The 16328-nt window shown below is 54.2% G+C and carries 12 protein-coding genes and 7 tRNA genes; 2 read left to right on the forward strand and 17 right to left on the reverse strand.

Going from position 1 to position 16328, the window contains the following annotated elements:
* Positions 1 to 29 precede the first annotated feature (29 nt).
* From lnt to miaB, 5 genes are all read right to left on the reverse strand, one after another.
* On the reverse strand, positions 30 to 1568 hold the full coding sequence (gene lnt / locus ACMGG3_RS02130; RefSeq protein ID WP_414149539.1) for an apolipoprotein N-acyltransferase: 1539 nt from the start codon (positions 1566 to 1568) through the stop codon (positions 30 to 32).
* A 5-nt stretch (positions 1569 to 1573) separates the two neighbouring features.
* Positions 1574 to 2452, reverse strand: a complete 879-nt coding sequence (corC, locus tag ACMGG3_RS02135; protein ID WP_014169132.1) for a CNNM family magnesium/cobalt transport protein CorC — start codon at positions 2450 to 2452, stop codon at positions 1574 to 1576.
* 89 nt (positions 2453 to 2541) lie between these two features.
* Positions 2542 to 3009, reverse strand: coding sequence for an rRNA maturation RNase YbeY (gene ybeY / locus ACMGG3_RS02140; protein ID WP_040016936.1), 468 nt, complete (start codon positions 3007 to 3009; stop codon positions 2542 to 2544).
* On the reverse strand, positions 3006 to 4052 hold the full coding sequence (locus tag ACMGG3_RS02145; protein ID WP_020884987.1) for a PhoH family protein: 1047 nt from the start codon (positions 4050 to 4052) through the stop codon (positions 3006 to 3008). The genes ybeY and ACMGG3_RS02145 overlap by 4 nt, the downstream gene beginning before the upstream one ends.
* 164 nt (positions 4053 to 4216) lie before the next feature.
* A complete protein-coding gene (miaB, locus tag ACMGG3_RS02150; protein WP_020884986.1) occupies positions 4217 to 5641 on the reverse strand; it encodes a tRNA (N6-isopentenyl adenosine(37)-C2)-methylthiotransferase MiaB in 1425 nt (474 codons plus the stop codon).
* A 136-nt stretch (positions 5642 to 5777) separates the two neighbouring features.
* Between miaB and ubiF the strand changes: the two genes are divergently transcribed.
* Positions 5778 to 6953 carry a 3-demethoxyubiquinol 3-hydroxylase gene (gene ubiF / locus ACMGG3_RS02155; protein ID WP_414149540.1) on the forward strand — a complete coding sequence of 392 codons (1176 nt, stop codon included), beginning with the start codon at positions 5778 to 5780 and terminating at the stop codon, positions 6951 to 6953.
* Between the two features lie 96 nt (positions 6954 to 7049).
* Here ubiF and ACMGG3_RS02160 read toward each other — a convergent pair.
* The 12 genes from ACMGG3_RS02160 to nagB all read right to left on the reverse strand — a co-directional run bounded on the left by ACMGG3_RS02160 (position 7050) and on the right by nagB (position 13922).
* Positions 7050 to 7124, reverse strand: a tRNA-Gln gene (locus ACMGG3_RS02160).
* A gap of 37 nt (positions 7125 to 7161) precedes the next feature.
* Positions 7162 to 7236: transfer RNA gene (locus tag ACMGG3_RS02165), tRNA-Gln, on the reverse strand.
* A gap of 44 nt (positions 7237 to 7280) precedes the next feature.
* Positions 7281 to 7357, reverse strand: a tRNA-Met gene (locus ACMGG3_RS02170).
* Between the two features lie 17 nt (positions 7358 to 7374).
* Positions 7375 to 7449, reverse strand: a tRNA-Gln gene (locus ACMGG3_RS02175).
* 32 nt (positions 7450 to 7481) lie between these two features.
* Positions 7482 to 7556: transfer RNA gene (locus ACMGG3_RS02180), tRNA-Gln, on the reverse strand.
* Positions 7557 to 7579: 23 nt separating this feature from the next.
* Positions 7580 to 7664, reverse strand: a tRNA-Leu gene (locus ACMGG3_RS02185).
* 8 nt (positions 7665 to 7672) lie between these two features.
* Positions 7673 to 7749 (reverse strand) — tRNA-Met (locus ACMGG3_RS02190).
* Positions 7750 to 7976: 227 nt separating this feature from the next.
* The gene (asnB, locus tag ACMGG3_RS02195) at positions 7977 to 9641 is read right to left on the reverse strand and encodes an asparagine synthase B (protein WP_010428626.1); all 1665 of its coding nucleotides are present in this window, start codon (positions 9639 to 9641) and stop codon (positions 7977 to 7979) included.
* A gap of 249 nt (positions 9642 to 9890) precedes the next feature.
* Positions 9891 to 10643 (reverse strand): ribonucleotide monophosphatase NagD, encoded by a 753-nt coding sequence (gene nagD, locus ACMGG3_RS02200; RefSeq protein ID WP_020884984.1) that lies wholly within the window; start codon positions 10641 to 10643, stop codon positions 9891 to 9893.
* A 45-nt stretch (positions 10644 to 10688) separates the two neighbouring features.
* Positions 10689 to 11909: a DNA-binding transcriptional regulator NagC gene (nagC, locus tag ACMGG3_RS02205; protein ID WP_014169139.1), complete on the reverse strand. Its 1221-nt coding sequence runs from the start codon at positions 11907 to 11909 to the stop codon at positions 10689 to 10691.
* An 8-nt stretch (positions 11910 to 11917) separates the two neighbouring features.
* The gene (gene nagA / locus ACMGG3_RS02210; RefSeq protein ID WP_032681419.1) at positions 11918 to 13066 is read right to left on the reverse strand and encodes an N-acetylglucosamine-6-phosphate deacetylase; all 1149 of its coding nucleotides are present in this window, start codon (positions 13064 to 13066) and stop codon (positions 11918 to 11920) included.
* A gap of 55 nt (positions 13067 to 13121) precedes the next feature.
* Entirely contained in the window at positions 13122 to 13922 is an 801-nt protein-coding gene (gene nagB, locus ACMGG3_RS02215) for a glucosamine-6-phosphate deaminase (RefSeq protein ID WP_008501061.1), read from the reverse strand.
* Between the two features lie 326 nt (positions 13923 to 14248).
* Between nagB and nagE the strand changes: the two genes are divergently transcribed.
* Positions 14249 to 16198 (forward strand): PTS N-acetyl glucosamine transporter subunit IIABC, encoded by a 1950-nt coding sequence (nagE, locus tag ACMGG3_RS02220; protein WP_032677692.1) that lies wholly within the window; start codon positions 14249 to 14251, stop codon positions 16196 to 16198.
* Positions 16199 to 16328: the final 130 nt, after the last annotated feature.

Consider the following 16328-nt stretch of genomic DNA (forward strand, 5'->3'; position numbering starts at 1 on the left):
CCCAACGGGAGAGGGGAAGGGAGGGGAAATTATCGACGACGCTGACGCAAGCTCATCAGCACCGCGCCAAATCCGAACAGCGCGGTCAGGATCCACAGCGGCCAGTTGCCGGTGCGGGCATAAGGCGTCAGGCCCGTCGCAGGCGTGACGTTGGTCGTCAGCACTTCACGGGTGAACTGCGGGATCATGGCCTGGATTTCGCCCTGCGGGCCAATCACGGCGGTAATGCCGTTGTTGGTGCTACGCAGCAGCGGGCGCGCCAGCTCCAGGGAGCGCATCCGCGCCATCTGGAAGTGCTGCCACGGGCCAATCGACTTACCAAACCAGGCATCGTTGGAGATAGTCAGCAGGAAGTCAGTGTCCGGACGGAAGTTATCGCGCACCTGCTCGCCGAGGATAATTTCGTAGCAGATGGCCGCCGTCAGGGCAAAACCGTGCGCATGCAGTTGGGGCTGAACGTACGGGCCACGGCTGAATGAGGACATCGGCAGGTCAAAGAACGGTGCTAACGGGCGCAGAATGGACTCCAGCGGTACAAATTCGCCAAACGGAACCAGGTGATTCTTGTTATACCGGTCAGTGGAGTTGTAGCTGTATTCGCTGTCTTTACCCAGCGTAATGATGGTGTTGTAGGTGTCATAGCGGTTCTGCTGATTCAGACGCGCATCGACAATCCCGGTAACCAGCGTACTGCCGCGAGCCAGCAGTAGATCGTTCATCATGTTCAGGAACGGCTGCTGGTTAATTTCCAGATCCGGAATCGCCGACTCTGGCCAGATGATCAGCTGCGATTTACCCATGACCGCCTCGGTGGCGTTAGCGTAGATCTTCAGTGTGTTCAGCAGCTCTTTCTCGTCCCATTTCATTGACTGAGGGATATTCCCCTGCACCATTGAAACCTGTGTAGTGCGCTCTGGCACCAGGCTGTACCACTGGATATAACGCAGTGGGAAAGGCAGGGCAAACAACACCAGCGCCACGACCAGCGTCTTCCAGCTACGTGTGACCAGCGCCAGGACCAGCAGTCCGCTCACCACCATCAACAGGAAGTTAATCGCTTCAACGCCCATTACCGGAGCAAGCCCCTTTAGCGGGCCATCAATCTGACTGTAACCGAACTGCAGCCACGGGAAGCCAGTCAGTACCCAGCCGCGAAGGAACTCGGTAATTTGCCAGACAACCGGCGCAGCAATGGCAACGCGCAGCCAGGTGGTTTTTGGCCACAGGCGAGAAAGGATACCCGCGAACAGGCCGATATAGAGCGAGAGATAAGCGGCCAGCAGCACCACGAGGAAGACGTTAACGGGTCCTGGCATACCGCCAAACTGGGCGATGCTGACATAGACCCAGTTGATGCCGGAGCCAAACAGCCCCAGTCCCCAGAAGTAGCCAATCGCTGCCGCCTGGACGGGACGACGATTCAGGGTTAAACCCTGAAGTCCCATCAGGGAGAGAATGGCTGCAGGCCAGATATCGTAAGGAGAAAAAGCCAGCGTTCCGCTGGCTCCGAGTAACAGCGCCAGCAGCAGACGTACACGCTGGCGTTCAAGTAATGGGGCAAATGCCATTTACATTAATCTTCCAGTTTTGGCACCGGTGAGTCGTCCGGCGTTCTGACATGAACCTGTATAATACGTCGGCTGTCGGCCATTGCCACTTTGAACTGGTAACCGTCGATGTCAACGGTCTCGCCGCGTGCCGGAAGGTGGCCAAAGGCCTGCATCACCAGCCCGCCAATAGTATCGACCTCTTCATCGCTGAAATGGGTACTAAAGGCGTCGTTAAAGTCCTCAATCGAGGCCAGCGCGCGAACGGTCCAGGTGTGACGGCTAAGCTGACGGAAGTCGATATCCTCTTCTTCGTCATACTCATCTTCGATTTCGCCCACGATCAGCTCAAGGATATCTTCGATCGTGACGAGACCGGAAACGCCACCAAATTCATCAATAACAATCGCCATGTGGTAGCGCTGAGAGCGAAACTCTTTCAGCATCCGATCCACACGTTTACTTTCCGGCACAACCACGGCCTGGCGTAACACTTTTTCCATGCTGAAGGCTTCGGCATCGCTGCGCATAAACGGCAGCAGATCTTTCGCCATCAAAATCCCTTCAATGTGATCTTTATCTTCGCTGATGACCGGGAAACGCGAGTGTGCGGATTCGATGATCACATCGAGGCACTCGTCCAGAGTCTGGTTACGTTTCAGGGTGATCATCTGCGAGCGGGGGATCATGATGTCGCGAACGCGCTGGTCGGCGATGTCCATTACCCCTTCGAGCATTTCGCGCGTATCTTCATCGATAAGGTCGTTTTGCCCGGAATCACGAATCAGCTCCAGCAGTTCGTCACGGTTTTTAGGTTCGCCGTGGAAAAGCTGGTTCAGAATGAGGGAGAAAAATCCCTTTTTGGTGTTTGTCGTGTCGCTACTGTGTGAATTGTCGTCGCTCATGGCGTTTGTTAAGGGTTCTCTTGTTAGTTCAACGTTTACCGCCGCGCTATTTCCCTACGCGGCGGCATGTTAGTCAGTCGGTCGACTGACTATTCTTTCTCGGCAATGTACGGATCCTCATAGCCCAGAGCAAGCATTATCTCTGTCTCGAGGGACTCCATCTCTTCCGCTTCGTCATCTTCAATATGGTCGTAGCCGAGCAGATGCAGGCTACCGTGTACCACCATATGCGCCCAGTGAGCTTCCAGCGGTTTTTGCTGCTCTTTAGCTTCCTGTTCCACGACCTGGCGGCAGATGATCAGATCGCCCAGCAGCGGCATCTCAATTCCCGGTGGGGCTTCGAAGGGGAAAGAGAGCACGTTGGTCGGCTTATCTTTCCCGCGGTAGGTCAGGTTAAGCTCATGGCTTTCGGCTTCATCCACCAGACGAATCGTGACTTCTGATTCTTCCTGAAACGGGGGGATAACCGCATCCAGCCATGTCTGAAACTGCGCCTCTTCTGGCAAGCCGGAATTATCGTCACATGCCAGTTGTAAATCGAGGATCACCTGACTCATTTTTGTTCTTGCTCCTGCGCTTCGCGCTTACGTTCTGCGGCCAGTTCGGCCTTACGCTTCTGATCTGCTTCTTCCCATGCTTCATAAGCGTTAACGATGCGCGCCACAACCGGGTGACGGACCACGTCTTCGCTGTGGAAGAAGTTAAAGCTGATTTCGTCGACGTCGGCCAGCACTTCAATGGCATGGCGCAGACCCGATTTGGTGCTGCGCGGCAGGTCAATCTGCGTGACGTCACCGGTAATGACCGCTTTTGAGTTAAAGCCGATACGTGTCAGGAACATTTTCATCTGTTCGATGGTGGTGTTCTGGCTTTCATCGAGAATAATGAATGCATCATTCAGCGTACGGCCGCGCATATAGGCGAGCGGGGCAACTTCAATCACGTTACGCTCAATCAGCTTCTCAACTTTCTCAAAGCCGAGCATCTCGAACAGTGCGTCGTATAACGGACGAAGGTAAGGGTCAACCTTCTGGCTCAGATCGCCTGGCAGGAAGCCCAGTTTTTCACCCGCTTCCACCGCCGGACGGGTCAGCAGGATGCGACGAATCTCCTGGCGTTCAAGCGCATCAACCGCCGCGGCAACGGCCAGATAGGTTTTACCCGTACCCGCCGGGCCCACACCGAAGGTGATGTCATGGTCGAGAATGTTGGCGATGTACTGCGCCTGGTTTGGCGTACGCGGCTTAATGACGCCACGTTTGGTCTTAATATTGATGGCCTTGCCATAGTCCGGCACACTTTCTGCGCTTTGCTCAAGCACGCGCGCCTCTTTGATCGCGAGGTGGATCTGTTCTGGCTCGATATCCTGTATTTCACCGCGCATTGGGGCGGTATCCACATACAGGCTACGCAGAATATCCGCAGCGGCGTTGACGCAGAGAGGGCGTCCGGTGAGTTTGAAATGATTATCGCGACGATTGATTTCGATACCCAGACGTCGCTCCAGTTGTTTGATGTTGTCATCAAACGGCCCGCACAGGCTCAGCAGGCGAGCGTTGTCTGCTGGCTCAAGGCTAATTTCACGCGTATCTATGTTCAAACTGTTCCTCTTTGATTGATTAACTGACCCGGTGCCACCTGGCGTAATAAAACGGTCATTACCGAAATTATTCACGCCATAGAATAAAGGCGCAAGCGTTGCGGAAGATATTGGGGGCGATGAGAGGAAATACAAGGCCTGCCGAAACGGCAGGCCGGATGGCGTTATGGCTGGTAAATACCGACGCCAGCGTCGCTTTCTTTGCGGGTGCGGGACATGACGGATTCCGGCGACTGTGCGATGCGCAGACCCATTTCGTCTTCGGTACGGACCACTTTCGCGCGCAGGGAGTTGGTCAGTACGTCGACAATCTCCACGTCCACAAATTTACCGACCATGTCTGGCGTGCCTTCAAAGTTCACGACGCGGTTATTTTCGGTGCGTCCTGACAGCTCCATAATGCTCTTACGGGAAGTGCCTTCCACCAGAATACGCTGGACGGTGCCGACCATACGACGGCTCCAGGCGTTGGCCTGCTGGTTGATACGCTCCTGCAGAATATACAGACGCTGCTTTTTCTCTTCTTCCGGCACATCGTCGACCATATCGGCCGCAGGAGTACCTGGACGCGCTGAGAAGATAAAGCTGTAGCTGACGTCAAAATTCACTTCGCCAATGAGCTTCATCGTGCGCTCAAAGTCATCCGTGGTTTCGCCCGGGAAGCCAACGATAAAGTCGGAGCTAATCTGGATGTCAGGACGGGCTTCACGCAGCTTGCGGATGATGGATTTGTACTCCAGTACCGTATGTGGACGTCCCATCAGGTTCAGCACGCGGTCGGAACCGCACTGAATCGGCAGATGCAGGAAGCTCACCAGCTCTGGCGTGTCGCGATACACATCAATGATGTCATCGGTAAATTCCATCGGGTGGCTGGTGGTGAAGCGAAGGCGGTCGATGCCGTCGATCGCGGCCACCAGGCGCAGCAGTTCTGCAAAGCTGCCGGTGGTACCGTCGTAGTTCTCGCCGCGCCAGGCGTTGACGTTCTGGCCCAGCAGATGAATTTCACGCACACCCTGTGCCGCCAGTTGCGCCACTTCAAACAGAATGTCGTCGGTTGGACGGCTCACTTCTTCGCCGCGGGTATACGGTACGACACAATAGGTGCAGTACTTGTTACAGCCTTCCATAATGGAGACGTAGGCTGTTGGACCATCCGCGCGTGGTTCTGGCAGACGGTCAAATTTTTCGATTTCCGGGAAGCTTACGTCAACCACCGGGCGGCGATTCTCGCGAACGGCGTTGATCATCTCCGGCAGGCGGTGCAGCGTCTGCGGGCCAAAAATAATATCAACATAGTGAGCACGCTGGCGGATCAGTTTGCCTTCCTGCGAGGCCACACAGCCACCCACGCCAATGATCACATCGGGTCTTTTGCGTTTGATAAGCTTCCAGCGGCCCAGTTGATGGAACACCTTCTCCTGCGCCTTCTCACGGATCGAACAGGTATTGAGCAGCAACACGTCCGCTTCGTTCGCGTTGTCAGTCAGTTGATACCCGTGCGTGGCATCCAGCAGATCGGCCATCTTGGATGAATCGTATTCGTTCATCTGACAGCCCCAGGTTTTTATATGGAGTTTTTTTGTCATCGACTTGCTCATGCTCAGGAATGCAGGGCGCGTATTGTAATGCTTTGCTGCGGTTGTGACCAGTATGAAGGTTGTCAACCTCAAGACCGAAAAAATCCGGTAAACTTAAGGTATATACCATTAAGGATAATTGACCATGACTCTCCAACAAACCGAAATTGCCGTTGTCGGCGGCGGTATGGTCGGCGGCGCACTCGCGCTGGGGCTGGCGCAGCAGGGATTTGAGGTGACGGTTATCGAGCAGGCTGCCTCTGTTGCGTTTGACCCGACGGCAAAGCCGGATGTGCGAATTTCAGCTATCAGCGCCGCCTCTGTCGATCTGCTGCGCGGGCTGGGCGTTTGGGATGCCGTGCTCGGGATGCGCGCGCACCCTTACAGCCGTCTCGAAACCTGGGAGTGGGAGAATGCGCATGTCGCGTTTGATGCCGCTGAACTGAAGCTGCCCCGCCTGGGTTATATGGTGGAAAATACGGTCCTCCAGCTGGCGCTCTGGCAGGCCCTGGAGGCGCATCCGAAAGTGGCGCTGCGCGTCCCGGCGTCACTTAAAGCACTGCATCCCCACGAAGGCGGGTATTTGCTTGAGCTGGATAAGGGTGATGAGCTGGCTACGAGGCTGGTTGTCGGAGCGGATGGTGCCAACTCACAGGTCAGGCAAATGGCGGGAATTGGCATTCATGCCTGGCAGTACCAGCAGGCGTGCATGCTGATCACCGTGCAGTGTGAGAATGACCCGGGTGAGAGCACCTGGCAGCACTTTACCCCGAATGGCCCGCATGCTTTTTTACCGTTGTTTGACCGCTGGGCGTCGCTGGTGTGGTATGACAAACCGGCGCGCATTCGTCAGTTGCAGGGGCTTTCAATGGAGCAGCTGCAGCGAGAGATCCATCAGCACTTCCCACGCCGTCTGGGCTACGTCATGCCGGTTGCCGCCGGGGCGTTTCCGCTTACGCGTCGCCATGCATTGCAGTATGCCCGTGCAGGGCTGGCGCTGGTGGGGGATGCGGCACACACCATTCACCCGCTGGCGGGGCAGGGCGTGAACCTGGGATACCGTGACATTGAGGCTTTACTGGATGTGCTGGGCAATGCGCGCGCTCATGCGGAGGCCTGGGCCAGCCATCCGGTACTGAAACGTTACCAGACGCGGCGTATGGCGGATAACTTTATTATGCAGTCGGGGATGGATCTGTTTTACGCCGGGTTCAGTAACGATCTTGGTCCGGTGCGCATTCTGCGTAACATTGGGTTGATGGCGGCGGAGCGTGCCGGTGGGCTGAAGCGTCAGGCGCTGAAGTACGCGTTAGGCCTTTAATCTGAGTGCCTTCTCCTGCGGGAGAGGGCTTTCGGATGCGGTACATAATCCAACAAAAACAAAAAAGCCCGCAGAGCGGGCTTTTTTGTTACTAAGTGGCTGGGGTGCAGGGATTCGAACCCCGGAATGCTGGTATCAGAAACCAGAGCCTTACCGCTTGGCGACACCCCAATTGCGTTAAACAATGTGCTTAACGACTTTTTTAAATTGGCTGGGGTACGAGGATTCGAACCTCGGAATGCCGGAATCAGAATCCGGTGCCTTACCGCTTGGCGATACCCCAACAATTTTTTCTCGTCTACCGAATCATTCGACAGATGACTAATTTGGTGGCTACGACGGGATTCGAACCTGTGACCCCATCATTATGAGTGATGTGCTCTAACCAACTGAGCTACGTAGCCAGTACTGCAATCTTCGATGGCTGGGGTACCTGGATTCGAACCAGGGAATGCCGGTATCAAAAACCGGTGCCTTACCGCTTGGCGATACCCCAATACCGCGGAGAACCGCAAAATCGAAGAAATATGGCTGGGGTACCTGGATTCGAACCAGGGAATGCCGGTATCAAAAACCGGTGCCTTACCGCTTGGCGATACCCCATCCGTACAACGCTTACCTGGGAATGGTGCGGGAGGCGAGACTTGAACTCGCACACCTTGCGGCGCCAGAACCTAAATCTGGTGCGTCTACCAATTTCGCCACTCCCGCAAAAAAGATGGTGGCTACGACGGGATTCGAACCTGTGACCCCATCATTATGAGTGATGTGCTCTAACCAACTGAGCTACGTAGCCATCTTTTTTTCGCGTTACCTTATCGGCGTTGCGGGGCGCATTATGCGTATAGACCCTTGCAGCGTCAACACCTTTTTCAACGAAAATAGCCGGAATGTGACTGTTTGGTTAGGTTGCGAACAGCGTGACCGAATATTCGGCAATTATTGGTTATTTATCGTTTTTAGGGAGTGAAATAGGGGGCAAAAAAAATCAGGCCCCGCAGGGCCTGATTGGATGCTTTTCGATTACTTATAGGCAGACTGGTGTACGCCTACCGCACGTCCTGATGGATCGTTCATTGACTTGAAAGATTCATCCCATTCAATGGCTTTAGCCGAAGAACAGGCAACGGACGGGCCGCCAGGAACACACTCCGCCGCACTCGGCACCGGGAACAACTCTTCAAAGATTTCGCGGTACAGATACGCTTCTTTGGAGCCTGGCGTGTTGTACGGGAAGCGGAAGCTCGCAGTTTCCAGTTGCTGATCGGAAACCTGTTTTGCCGCCACCTCTTTCAGGGTGTCGATCCAGCTATACCCGACACCGTCAGAGAATTGCTCTTTCTGACGCCATGCCACGCTCGCCGGCAGGTAGGATTCGAAACATTCACGCAGGATATGTTTCTCCATTTTGCCGTTGCCGCACATTTTGTCCTGCGGGTTGATGCGCATTGCCACGTCGAGGAATTTCTTATCCAGGAAGGGAACACGCGCTTCCACGCCCCAGGCAGACATCGCTTTGTTGGCGCGTGCGCAGTCAAACATATGCAGCGCCTGCAGTTTACGTACTGTCTCTTCATGCAGCTCTTTAGCGTTCGGCGCTTTGTGGAAATAGAGGTAGCCGCCAAACACTTCGTCAGACCCTTCACCGGAGAGCACCATCTTGATGCCCATCGCTTTGATCTTACGCGACATCAGGTACATCGGCGTGGAAGCGCGAATGGTGGTCACATCGTAGGTTTCGATGTGGTAGATAACATCGCGGATCGCATCCAGGCCTTCCTGCACGGTGAAGTGGATCTCATGGTGCACGGTACCGAGATGGTTTGCCACTTCCTGCGCGGCTTTCAGATCCGGTGCGCCTTCCAGGCCCACAGCAAAGGAGTGCAGTTGCGGCCACCAGGCTTCTGAACGTTCCTGATCTTCAACACGACGCGCGGCGAATTTCTTGGTGATCGCGGAGATCACGGACGAGTCCAGCCCGCCGGAGAGCAGTACGCCGTAAGGCACATCTGACATCAGGTGGCTTTTAACAGAATCTTCCAGCGCCTGACGCAGTTCGGCTTTATCAGTCACGTTGTCTTTAACCGCATCATAGTCGAACCAGTCGCGCTGATAGTACTGACGGATCTCGCCGTCTTTACTCCACAGGTAACTTCCTGCCGGGAACTCTTTAATGGTGCGGCAAACCGGCACCAGGGCTTTCATTTCTGAGGCGACATAAAAGTTGCCGTGTTCATCGTGACCCATATACAGCGGGATAATACCAATATGGTCGCGGCCAATCAGATAGGCATCTTTTTCGCTGTCGTACAGGGCGAAGGCAAACATACCCTGCAGATCATCGAGGAATTCCGGGCCTTTCTCCTGATACAGCGCCAGGATCACTTCACAGTCAGAACCGGTCTGGAAGGCGTAACGGTCGCCGTACTCGGCGCGCAGCGCCTGATGGTTATAGATTTCACCGTTGACAGCCAGCGCGTGTGTTTTTTTCTCGTTATACAGCGGCTGAGCACCGGCGTTGACGTCAACAATGGACAGACGTTCGTGTGCCAGGATGGCTTTATCGCTGGCGTAAACGCCGGACCAGTCCGGGCCGCGATGGCGCATCAGGCGGGACAATTCGAGTGCCTTTTTACGCAGTTCGCCTGCGTCAGTTTTAATATCCAGTACGCCAAAAATTGAACACATAACCTTCTCCGTTAACCCTGTTGCTTTGTAATGTTGCTTGCTTATGAAAATGCCGCAAAGGGGGAGGCCGCGCAAGGGTTTTACGGGATAAAACGGAAATAGTGCAATGCTGATTGCCGAATAGTGAAAAACGAGTACGTCATGAACGCTTTTATTGATGATTATGCAATAAATCGGCTGTTTTGTTAGATGCGGGGTTGTTTATCGGGCGTGAAAATAAAAAACCACGCGCTGAGGCGTGGTTTGGGATCAGATAATATCAATTTCTTCGACGGAGGGATAAATCCAGCTCGGCCGGAAGGGCATGGCGTCAATATCGTCGAGCGTGGAGACACCGGAAAGCACCAGAATGGTTTCCAGGCCCGCCTGGAATCCGGCCAGGATATCGGTGCGCAGGTTGTCGCCGACAATCACCGTTTCTTCAGAGTGGGCCTGCATCTTGTTCAGCGCAGCACGGATGATCCACGGGCTGGGCTTGCCCACGTAGAACGGTTTCCGGCCAGAGATCTTTTCGATACCGGCACACAGCGCACCGCAGGCAGGGTAAAAACCACGGCCGTGGGTATCCGGGTTGGTGGCAATAAAACGCGCACCGTTGGCAACAAAGTAGGAGGCTTTGTGCATCATCTCCCAGTTATAGGAGCGCGTTTCGCCAACGATCACAAAGTCCGGGTTCACATCTGTGATGGTAAACCCTGCCTTATATAACTCGTGGATCAGCGCCCCTTCACCCACCACGTAGGCCTTTTTTCCTTCCTGGCGCTTGAGGAAATCAGCGGTGGCCATGGCAGAGGTATAAAACACGCTGTCCGGCACGTTGACGCCTGCTGTGGCAAAGCGGTTTGCCAGGTCCTGACCGGTCTGAGAAGGGTAGTTCGTGAGAAGAACCAGAGGCATTCCTTTGTCGATGATGCGGTGAAGAAACTCCGCAGCACCTGGTACAGCAACGTTGTCGTGCATCAGCACGCCGTCGATATCACAAATTACATTCTTAATGGTCATGGACATTCCGACATCAAAAAAAGAAGGCGTTACTATAAGACCCGATCAACTTTCCAGCAAATGTTGCAACAGAATACCGTTGAGCATGGCGCGTTTAACCAGCGCAAATGCGCCTATCGCTGAGCGATGGTCAAGCTTAGAACGAACGACGGGAAGGTTCTGGCGGAAGGCTTTCAGCGCCTGAGTGTTAATGCAGCCTTCAATGGCGGGCAGCAGGACCTTCTCGGCCTCCACAATCTCACCGGCGATCACCACTTTTTGCGGGTTAAACAGGTTGATGGCGATGGCGATGGTTTTACCCAGATGGCGACCCACCTGCTCAATAACTTCACAGGCCAGCGCGTCGCCTTTGTTGGCGGCTTTGCAGATCGTCCCTATCTTGCAATCGTCCAGCGTGACGCGGCTCTGGTAACCCTGTTCAAGCAGATGGCGCACCCGCTGTTCAATCGCCGTGTTGGCGGCAATCGTCTCCAGACAGCCAAAGTTTCCGCAGTGGCAGCGTTCGCCAAGCGGCTCTACCTGAATATGACCAATCTCACCGACGTTACCGTTGCGGCCAATAAAAATGCGGCCGTTAGAGATGATGCCTGCCCCTGTCCCCCGGTGTACGCGCACCAGAATCGAATCTTCACAATCCTGGCTCGCACCAAAGTAGTGCTCTGCCAGGGCCAGAGAGCGAATGTCGTGCCCCACGAAACAGGTCACTTTAAAGCGTTTTTCCAGCGCATCTACCAGCCCCCAGTTCTCAACCTTTATATGGGGCATATAGCGGATCACGCCGCTTTCGGGGTCCACCAGGCCTGGCAGGATCACCGAGATCGCAATCAGTTCACGGATTTTGCGCTGACAGCTCTCGATAAAGTGTTCAATGGTATTCAGCAGCGCGTGTTCCAGCGTCTCCTGAGTGCGCTCCGGAAGCGGGTAGTGTTCTTCCGCGATGGCTTTGCTGCTCAGATCATAGAGCGTAAGGGTGGTGTCATGACGACCAAGACGGACGCCGATCGCCTGAAAATTGCGGGTTTCGGTAATAATGGAGATGGCGCGGCGGCCTCCGGTGGAGGCCTGCTGATCGACTTCTTTGATCAGTCCGCGCTCAATGAGCTGACGGGTAATTTTTGTCACGCTGGCGGGAGCAAGCTGGCTTTGTTCGGCTATCTGAATGCGCGAGATTGGCCCGTGTTGGTCAATCAGACGATAAACCGCCGCGCTGTTAAGTTGTTTAACGAGATCGACATTACCGATTTGAGCTTGTCCGCCTGGTGTCATACTTTTACTTACTCAGTGACGACCTCGTTACCATTAACGATGGTCTTGATAATTTTATAATCGTGTGTGAATGCCGTCAGGTTTGCAACCATACCTGGTGCAATTCCGCCAAGCTGTTTATCTACGCCCATCGCGCGCGCAGGATAAAGGGTCGCCATACGCAGGACTTCATCAAGCGCAATCCCGCAATGTTCAACCAGGTTACGCACCCCTTCAATCATCGTCAGGGAGGAACCACTCAGCGTACCGTTTTCATCAACACACAGTCCATTGCGGTAGTATATTGTTTTACCGGCAAAAATGAACTGCTCAATATTTGCCCCTGCCGGTGCGGTGGCATCGGTTACCAGACAGAGTTTGTCGCCTTTCAGGCGCTTGGCGTTGCGAATGTTGGTGTAATCGACGTGCAAGCCGTCAGCAATAATGCCGCAGTAAACGTCCTGCTCATCGAGAATTGCCCCGACCAGCCCAGGTTCACGACCGGTGATATACGGCATCGCGTTGTACAGGTGCGTCGCAAAGGTAATGCCGGCGCGGAAACCTGCTTTCGCTTCTTTTTGCGTTGCGTTTGAATGGCCCGCTGAAACGACAATCCCGGCGGCGGCCAGTTTGCTGATAACGTCAGGTCCCGCGATTTCAGGAGCCAGCGTCACTTTGGTGATCACATCGGCGTTGGCACACAGGTAGTCGACCAGCTCAGCGTCAGGTTTACGCACGTAATCCGGGTTATGCGTCCCTTTTTTCACGATGTTCAGCCACGGTCCTTCAAGATGCAGACCCAGCGCCTGATTAGGGTGTTTTGCCAGGTAGTCGCGCATCACGCGGATACCCTGTTTCATGAGCTCATCACTGCTGGTGATGAGGGTTGGCAGATAGCTGGTGCAGCCCGATTTCTCGTTGGCTTTCTGCATGATTTCCAGCGTGTCGACCGTCACCGCCTCCGCGGTATCATTAAATTGCACACCGCCGCAGCCGTTCAGCTGTACGTCGATGAAACCGGGGGAGATTACTGCTCCATTGAGTGAGCGCTGTTCAATCCCCGGCGGCAGTTCTGCCAGCGGGCAAACACGTTCAATCAGGCCATCGGCGATAACAATCGCATGGTCATCCAGAATATCATGGCCGGTATAAATCCGACCGTGGGTTAAAGCGTACATAACGACCCCCGGTTAAAAAAAGCGGCCGCCTCTTGATGAAGAGGCGGTTATTCAATTACAGACCTTTGATGTTCTCAGCTTCTAACTCGTTGAAGTATTTCAGCGTTTTCACTTTCAGCTCCATCGTGGACGGTTCGTCGCACACGATGACTGATTTTGGATGCAGCTGCAGGCAGCTGATGGTCCACATGTGGTTAACGTTGCCTTCAACGGCAGCCTGGAGCGCCTGCGCTTTCACGCCGCCCAGAACCAGAATCATCACTTCTTCGGCATCCAGCAGGGTGCCTACGCCTACGGTCAGGGCGTATTTTGGAACCTGGTTAACATCACCGTCAAAGAAGCGGGAGTTTGCCACGCGCGTGTCATGGGTCAGGGTTTTAATACGCGTACGGGAAGCCAGAGAAGAGGCCGGTTCGTTGAACGCGATATGGCCATCGTTGCCCACGCCACCCATGAACAGGTGGATTTTACCGTAGGAACGGATTTTTTCTTCATACTGACGGCATTCTGCGTCAATATCAGGCGCGTTTCCATTGAGCAGGTTAATGTTTTCAGCCGGAATATCAACGTGATCAAAGAAATTACGGTGCATAAAGCTATGGTAGCTTTCCGGATGATCCTTGGGTAAGCCGACATACTCATCCATGTTGAAGGTCACAACATGTTTAAAGCTAACCTGGCCTGCTTTATGCATTTCAACCAGGGCTTTATACGCGGTCAGCGGCGTGCCGCCGGTAGGAAGGCCGAGAACGAAAGGACGATCGGCGGTGGGTTTGAACGCGTTAATACGGTTTACGATATGACGGGCGGCCCATTTACCGACTTGTTCAGCAGTTGCCAGGGGAATCAGTCTCATTGTTCACCTCAAGAGTTAAAGTAGAAGAGTGGGCGGATGGCTATCGGAACCTGAACTAAGCGTAACCTGGAACCTTTCAGGCCGGATCAATCCGTCTTGATTTTTTGAATGATAAAATAAGTTTTCACTGTTAGCCAGAGAAAGGGAGGGTTATTAACGATATTTGGTGACAAAAATCACAAAAAATACGTGTTTAATTTGCGATACGAATTAATTTTTCACACACTCACAATGCCAGTGAATCATCAACTGTATTTATCGTTGTCGACACAATAAAAACATAGTTTATGCACGAGCCTTAATAAGGGTCTCGTAGGGGGAATAGGATGAATATTTTAGGTTTTTTCCAGCGCCTCGGTAGGGCTTTGCAGCTCCCTATCGCCGTGCTACCGGTTGCAGCACTGCTGCTGCGATTCGGGCAACCCGATCTGCTTAATGTGCCATTTATCGCGCAAGCGGGTGGCGCGATTTTTGACAATCTGGCGCTGATTTTCGCCATCGGTGTGGCATCCAGCTGGTCAAAAGACAGCGCGGGTGCAGCGGCGCTGGCCGGGGCTGTCGGTTACTTCATCCTGACGAAAGCGATGGTGACGATAAACCCAGAAATTAACATGGGCGTTCTGGCAGGTATCATTACCGGTCTGGTCGGCGGGGCTGTTTATAACCGTTGGGCGGGGATCAAACTGCCAGACTTCCTGAGCTTCTTTGGTGGAAAACGTTTTGTGCCGATTGCGACAGGCTTCTTCTGTCTGATTCTGGCCGCGATCTTTGGCTACATCTGGCCACCGGTGCAGCACGCTATCCATGCGGGCGGTGAGTGGATTGTTTCCGCTGGCGCAGTGGGTGCGGGTATCTTCGGTTTCATCAACCGTCTGTTGATCCCAACCGGCCTGCATCAGGTGCTGAACACCATTGCCTGGTTCCAGATTGGTGAGTTTACCAACGCCGCGGGCGCGGTATTCCACGGTGATATCAACCGCTTCTACGCAGGTGACGGCACCGCGGGCATGTTCATGTCGGGCTTCTTCCCTATCATGATGTTTGGTCTGCCGGGCGCGGCGCTGGCTATGTACCTGGCCGCACCGAAAGCGCGTCGTCCAATGGTTGGCGGGATGCTGCTGTCAGTTGCCATCACCGCGTTCCTGACCGGTGTTACTGAGCCGCTGGAATTCCTGTTCATGTTCCTGGCTCCGCTGCTGTACCTCATGCACGCTGTGCTGACGGGTATTAGCCTGTTTGTTGCAACGCTGCTGGGTATCCATGCGGGCTTCTCCTTCTCCGCCGGCGCGATCGACTACGTGTTGATGTACAACCTGCCCGCGGCGAGCAAGAACGTCTGGATGCTGGTCGCAATGGGTCTGGTGTTCTTCGTTATCTACTTCGTTCTGTTCAGCGCAGTCATTCGTATGTTTAACCTGAAAACACCAGGCCGCGAAGATACGAAAGACGACATCGTTACTGGCGAAGCTAACAGCAATACCGAAGAAGGGCTGACCCAGCTGGCAACCAATTATATTGCCGCAGTAGGCGGTACGGATAACCTGAAAGCTATCGATGCATGTATCACTCGTCTGCGCCTGACGGTAGGTGATTCTGCGCGTGTTAACGATGCCATGTGTAAACGCCTTGGCGCATCCGGCGTGGTGAAACTGAACAAGCAGACCATCCAGGTTATCGTGGGTGCGAAAGCGGAATCGATTGGCGATGAAATGAAGAAAGTGGTTGCCCGTGGACCGATCGCGGCTTCAGCAGCGAACAGCGCGCCAGTGACGGAAGCCCCGGTGGCAAAACCGCAGGCCGTCCCTAACGCAACGACCATTGCCGCGCTGGTTTCACCGATTACCGGTGAAGTGGTTGCGATTGAGCAGGTGCCTGACGAAGCGTTTGCCAGCAAAGCTGTCGGTGACGGTGTGGCGGTGAAACCAACGGACAAAACCGTGGTGTCACCGGCTGCCGGGACCATCGTTAAAATCTTCAACACCAACCATGCGTTTTGCCTCGAAACTGAAAAGGGCGCGGAGATCGTTGTCCATATGGGTATCGATACCGTCGCGCTGAACGGTCAGGGCTTTACTCGCCTGGTGGAAGAGGGGGCCGACGTGGTGGCAGGTCAGCCGATTCTGGAAATGGATCTGGATTACCTGAACGCTAACGCGCGCTCCATGATTAGCCCGGTCGTTTGCAGCAATATCGACGACTTCAGCGGCCTGGTGATTCAGGCGAAAGGTCAGGTCGTTGCGGGCCAGACGCCACTGTATGAGATTAAAGGCAAGTAATCGCTCCTGAGTAGAGTCATGCCTTAAGCGGCGGGGGGTTTCCTCCGCCGCTTTTTTTTGCAGCAATTGCCCCCATTATTTTCTTCAGAGACGTTTTAAGGGTTGTCACTACGTCCGGCTTATAAGATCA

It is taken from the genome of Enterobacter sp. BNK-18, from assembly GCF_047456135.1.
GTDB classification, from domain to species: Bacteria; Pseudomonadota; Gammaproteobacteria; order Enterobacterales; family Enterobacteriaceae; genus Enterobacter; species Enterobacter ludwigii.